The 5,770-nt window shown below is 59.5% G+C and carries 5 protein-coding genes; 3 read left to right on the top strand and 2 right to left on the bottom strand.

The window, feature by feature from the left end:
• The 3 genes from IRZ24_RS15950 to IRZ24_RS15940 all read left to right on the top strand — a co-directional run.
• The coding region (locus IRZ24_RS15950) for a phosphate ABC transporter substrate-binding protein (protein ID WP_297166134.1) at positions 1–950 on the top strand (950 nt) is incomplete at its 5' end.
• Between the two features lie 2 nt (positions 951–952).
• On the top strand, positions 953–2,953 hold the full coding sequence (locus tag IRZ24_RS15945) for a HAMP domain-containing protein (RefSeq protein WP_297166131.1): 2,001 nt from the start codon (positions 953–955) through the stop codon (positions 2,951–2,953).
• Between the two features lie 598 nt (positions 2,954–3,551).
• Complete coding sequence (locus IRZ24_RS15940; RefSeq protein ID WP_297166127.1) at positions 3,552–3,767, top strand: helix-turn-helix domain-containing protein; 216 nt, start codon at positions 3,552–3,554, stop codon at positions 3,765–3,767.
• Positions 3,768–4,226: 459 nt separating this feature from the next.
• Here IRZ24_RS15940 and IRZ24_RS15935 read toward each other — a convergent pair whose 3' ends face one another.
• Positions 4,227–4,766 (bottom strand): DinB family protein, encoded by a 540-nt coding sequence (locus IRZ24_RS15935; RefSeq protein WP_297166124.1) that lies wholly within the window; start codon positions 4,764–4,766, stop codon positions 4,227–4,229.
• 15 nt (positions 4,767–4,781) lie between these two features.
• Positions 4,782–5,770, bottom strand: a 989-nt coding sequence (locus IRZ24_RS15930; RefSeq protein ID WP_297166122.1) for a ParB/RepB/Spo0J family partition protein, incomplete at its 5' end; no start/stop codon positions are given.

Genomic DNA, 5,770 nt, shown 5'->3' with positions numbered 1-5,770 from the left:
GTAAAAAGAGCAGGAGAGAGACGAGAGCCGGACTGATCAGTCTGAGTCTGATCATACTCATGCTGCTAGTAGGATGCGGGGGGGCAGCGAACTCGCAAAGTGCCCTCAGCGGGCGGCTGCGCATTGCCGGTTCAACCGCCCTGCAGCCGCTGGTCAGTGCTGCTGCCAACCTCTTTGAACGCCAGCATCCTCAAGTGCACATTCAAGTAGATGGCGGAGGGAGCCGCGCGGGTCTAGCAGCCGTCACCAGTCATCAGGCTGACATTGGTGACTCAGACATCTACGCTGATCCGGCCATCTATCCCGATCCCAACTTGACCGACCACATTGTCTGCGTCATCCCCTTTGCAATGGTAGTCAATCCCGATGTCACCGTTACCTCGCTGACGCGCCAGCAAATCATCGACATTTTCTCGACCGGCCGTATCAACAACTGGAGCCAGGTGGGTGGCCCTGATCTGCCCATTGTGCCGGTTGTGCGTCCGCAGACCTCGGGGACGCGCGACACCTTTCGCAAATATATTCTGGGAGGGCGTGACGAGAAAGGCAAGCTACTGCAGACTGACTCGTCCGTAACGGTTCGCGAGACAGTAGCTCATACGCCGGGGGCCGTCGGTTATCTGGCGCTCTCCGTACTGACCCCGGCGGTGCGAGTCCTTGCCATCGAGGGGGCCAAACCCACGCTCGCCAACATTGTGGCCGGTCGCTATATCTTCTGGAGTTATGAGCACATGTATACGCTGGGCGACAACAATCCCTTGCTAAGCGCCTTTCTCGACTTCATGCTCAGCGCGCCGGTACAGCAAGAGGCGCAGCGCCTGGGCTACATTCCCATTGCGGCCATGAACCTCAACGGAGCCAGCGCGAGCCAGGCCGTTACCCGTTCCCTGGTGGCGGTGACCATGCCAGAGCCAGACCGCGTACTCAGCCCTACTAGAAAGGAGGAATAAGGATGCAGCAGCCAGGTCGCAGAAGAGGCCAGACGCAACTACCCTCGCTGGCGACGCCCTCACTGCCGCAGGAAGGAGCAACCGCTGGTCACAGCCCCAGTCTTCGCATTCGTCCCCGCTCACGGCGCAGCGGCAACCTGCTCCTGAATCTCTCCATTGGCAGGCGTCTCGCGCTAGGCTTCCTGCTAGCTGCCCTTATTGCCGCCGTCGCGGCGGGCCTGGTTGGCGTCCTACGCTCCCAGTCTCTGAGCCGGCAATCAAGCTTTTACCAGAAACTGCTGAGCATCAACACCTCGCTCACCACGGGCGCCGACTATCTCCAGCTCATGAACACCGAAGTACATAACCTCCTGGCTTCCGCTAGCGCCCCGGCGCCCTCCCAGGAAACGATCGCCCAGGAGCGTCAGGCCATCACGGGCCTCGCAACACGCTACGATAGCATCCTGTCGGCCTACGTAGCTCAGGATCTGCTGACCAATCACCCTGATGAAATGGAGTTGCTCGCCGAAGCTGGCCAGAGTGGTCAGCAGGGCCAACAACAGACCCTGCTTGCCAGTGCCTTGCGAACCTGGCACCTCTATCGCGCCGCCCAGGACCAGATTCTCCAGGACATCGCAGGTGGCAATCTGAGCGAGGCTCAGAATCTCCTACGCTTCCAGGCAGAGCCGACCAACGCCGATGCGCTCAGCGCTCTACGCGCTCTGATCCAGCTCAATCAGCGCCTCGCCGCCGCTGTGCAGCAAGCCGCTGCCGTCGAAGAGCGTAATCAGCTAATTACCAGCGTCATCGGCGCGATAGTCGCCTCGCTGACCATCGCCCTCGTCGGATGGTTCATTTCAGGGACTCTCGTACGACGTCTTCGCCATCTGCAGCAGGTCACGCGTTCCATCGAAAGTGGCCAGCTAGAAGCCCGCGTCACTGTGATCGGGCGTGACGAGATCGCTGAAGTCTCAGCGGCCTTCAATGCCATGTTGGAGACCCTACTGAACTTGTTGGAGGAGACACGACGCCAACGTGACGCCCTGACCAATGCCGCCGAACATCTCTTTAGTGACATGCGCGTCGTCAGCGCGGGCGATCTGCGCATCAGTGCCCCAGTGAGTGATGACCCCATTGGCTTACTGGCTAATGCCTTCAATTTCACCGTTGGCCGCTTCCGACGCTTTGTCTTACGGGTACAGGTGGCGATTCAACAACTGGAAGTCATCGCACGTCAGCAGCAGGAACACGCAGAGGCCCTCATTCAGAATCTGCATTTGCAGCAGCCCGTGGGGCGTTCCGAAAATCAGGCCCTGAGTGGAGGGATCAGCTCACTGGCGCCGACGGACCGGGGCCGCAGCCCCTCTGGTTCGCTTGCTACACCGGTCCCTAGTGGCAAAGGGCTAGGGGAAAGGTTAGAGCGTGAGCTGACTGAGCTGAGAGGTCGCCTGCGGCGCAGCCGTGAACAGCTTCAGGGCTTGCGCGAAGCAACAACCGTTGAGCAGTTGCAGCGTCTGAGTGCTCTGCTGCGCCAGATCGAGGAAGAGGCTACACGCCCAACACGCTGGACAGCTAACGCTCAGGGAGTCCGCCGCGAACTGCATATTCCTACCCCTTTACTTCAACAGCTAGAACATGGGCTGAGTAGCCTGCAACAGCGACTTGAGTCTACATTGAAGGATGTCGATCAAGAGTTATTGGCCATAGGCCAGGAAATGAACCGGTTGCGAGTGAAGCTCAGCGCCATGACCGGTATAGCTCCTGGCGGGGGAGCTGGTGGAGGAGAGAACACCGATACGGTGCGCCTGGCTCTGACCTTTGCCAACGAGGTTAGCTCGTTGTCCCAGCAACTCGCGGCGGTAATCCAGGAGATGCGGAGCAGCCTGGTTGGCTTCCAGTTCGAAACAGTGGAGGCGGGCAGCGCCAGCAGCGAGCCGACAGGGCGACTGCAAGCGCCGGGAGGAGCAGCAACTAGCCACCACAGTTCCTCCGCCGATCTTCTTTCACGCTCCTTACGTTCTTAGCGCTGGCCTGGTCAGATCGCCCTGTGGAGCGGTGGGAGGAGTTGAGCGGTGGGAGGAGTTCGCTGTAAAGCGGAAATGATCAGGTCAGCGCGGCTGGTTTGTGCACCTCTCGAGCTGGGAAGCGGGGGGCCAGCCTGGGACGAAGCTGGGTGGAATTGGGAACCTGGGGCGCAGTCAAGGTTAAGGTATCCAGACGCTCCCTGCTTCTTGAAGATATGTGTTGGGTCTCTCGTCTCTCATCGATCCTCTTGCCTGCTTGTTTGCTTTCTCGTTTCCTCAGCGTCTTCCTACCCTCTTCGCCTAACATAGCGCTCTGCATTGTTGCGAACATGCGATGCGTTTGAGAGGCCGCTCATGTTCACTCTGTGCGACACTTTTGCCTTCGCTGTCAGAGCGAAGACTCCCCTTCATGGCTATTTCTGTCGCAAACCCTTGAAAAAGAAAACGTGATCGCATATGATAGGCACATATCAATGAGATACATACATACGTTCATACCGTCATCAGTAATTATATGGCTCAGGAGGGAGGCGGTCACGAAGTGTGCGGCCCGTCTTCCGTTTCCTATCCCTCTGTACCTGGAAAGGAGTGACCATACATGGAAGAACTGTTAACCGTCAGCGAGGTTGCCCGCCTCTTGCGCGTCGAAACCACAACTGTCAGACGCTGGATTAAGAACGGCATGCTTGAGGCCATTCTGCTCCCCCACCATGAAAAGGAGAGCAAGCGGCACGGCTACCGCATCAAGCGTACGACACTTGATAAGCTCCTGGGCGAGTCACCCCGCGATTCAGCGTCAGAGCAGCAGAGCTGACTGACAAGCATAGACAGGGGCCAGGTGTAGTGAGCACGCCAGACCTTGGCCCTCCCTATCATGCTCACTCTGGCTGCGCTGGCGAGCAGATGCGTCTCTCGCGCATCCGTGGATCACGCCCTGTTCCCCCTACTCATGACGCACATCGGGCCAACCAACCGACTAACTGATCAGCGATCAACGATGCACTTTTCTTTATACGGTCCGAACGTTCTGCAGTAAAAAACGAAGCAAGAGCAGGTAGGGTTTCCTGCCTGCTCTTTTCTTACCCTGTCTTGATAGGCTGATGGGAATGCATACCTGGGAAAAGGCGGCGGCCTGTCAATATGTGAGCGCGTCAAGCGCCCATAGACAAAACCGGGCGGGACCAGGCTCAGGTCCCGCCCGGCGGCGTAGAAGGAAAGCATCTCCTCAGCGACGGGGCTGGGGGCGAGAGTCAGGCGAGCGATGGGTGGCGAGTCAGGAAGGAGAGAGCAAGGGGCTAGCCGGTGCTGTGTGAGACTCACCGCTATCGCTGCGGCGGAGGCGTTGGCGGATCTCCACAAGCTGGCGTGCATGCTGCCGATCATGCTCGGCCAGAATATTCACCAACTGGTAGAACTTAAGGGCGCCCCAGGTCTGATGATGGCAGGGGCGTTCCCAGGCCGCAGCGGGCAATTCAGCCAAGAACTGTAAGATCTCCTCGCGACGTGCTGCCATCCCAGCGAGCACGGCATCCAGCGAGAGATCGTGTGCCGTCTCGCGCGTTGCACGCGGGCCTTCTTTCTCCAAGGCCCGAAGTGCAGGATTATCCTCCTCCTGTACGCGCCGTAATTCTTGCAGCGTCAGCCCATCGACCACATAGAGATGATAAGCCACCTCCAATGCGGACCAATCCTCGGGAGAGGGGCGTCGTTCCAACTCGGCAGCCTGAAAGCGAGCCAATTCAGCCAGAAACTCGGTGCGAGCCGCTACTAACTTCGGGCGCACTTTGCCAAACGGATCTTCTAAAGTCGCCATCGCTGCCTCCCGAAACTACTCCACTTCGTTTTTGACCAGGCGGGCGTAGAGTCGCTCCAACTCTTCTTGATTGTTGAAATGCAGCACCAGCGTACCCTTGCCCTTAGCGTTGCAACGCAGATCGACCTTTACCATCAGCGAATTGCGGAACTGAGCCTCTAGCTCCTCTAGATCAGGGGAGCGCACTGGAGCGGAGCGACTTGCAGAGGGGCGAGCTGGCTGCTCCAGGCTTTTCCAGCCACGCACCAGCTCCTCCGTTTCGCGCACTGTCAGGCGCCGAGCAAGCACCTGGTGCAAGGCCTCCTCCTGATCCTCATAGCTCGACAGGCCGGCGATGGCACGGGCATGACCCTCGGTAAAGTGCTCGCTTGGGTTCAGCAGCTTCTCGCGGACAGCAGGAGCCAAGTTCAACAGGCGCAACGTATTGGTAATGGTCGTACGTTGCTTGCCGACGCGCTCGGCGATCTGCTCGTGAGTCAGACCGAACTCCTGAGCCAGCGTCTGATAGGCCAGGGCCTCCTCAATCGGGTTCAGATCGGCCCGCTGGACGTTCTCAATCAGGGCCAGTTCCAACATCTGCTGTGGGCTAGCTTCCTTGACGATCACCGGTACCTGGGAGAGGCCGGCCAGGCGAGCCGCTCTCCAGCGACGCTCACCGGCGATCAGTTGGTAGTGAAAGGTAGGGTGGGCTGCGCTTGAGCGCACCTCCGAGGCAGGGCCAGGGGCCGCCCACGGATCGTCATCGGAAGTGCTGGCCCACGGGTCGGGAGGCGCAGCGCTCTGCTCCTCCTCGAGGCGTGTCACGATCAACGGCTGCAACAGGCCATGTTCCTTGATGGAAGCGCTCAGCTCCAGCAGCGCGGGGTCATCGTCGCGGCAGACACGCCGTGGCTGGCGTGGATTAGGCAAAATACTATCGATAGGCACCCATTGAATCGCGCCTTCGGCGTCCGTCCGCGGCACCGGCTGGCGCGCGGCGGGGGTCTCCGCAGTGGGGGCGGGAG

The sequence above is a fragment of the Thermogemmatispora sp. genome, from assembly GCF_019683755.1.
Taxonomy (GTDB): domain Bacteria; phylum Chloroflexota; class Ktedonobacteria; order Ktedonobacterales; family Ktedonobacteraceae; genus Thermogemmatispora.
Note: the sequence above shows the minus strand (reverse complement) of the source record. Positions and strands in the feature narration are given on the sequence as shown.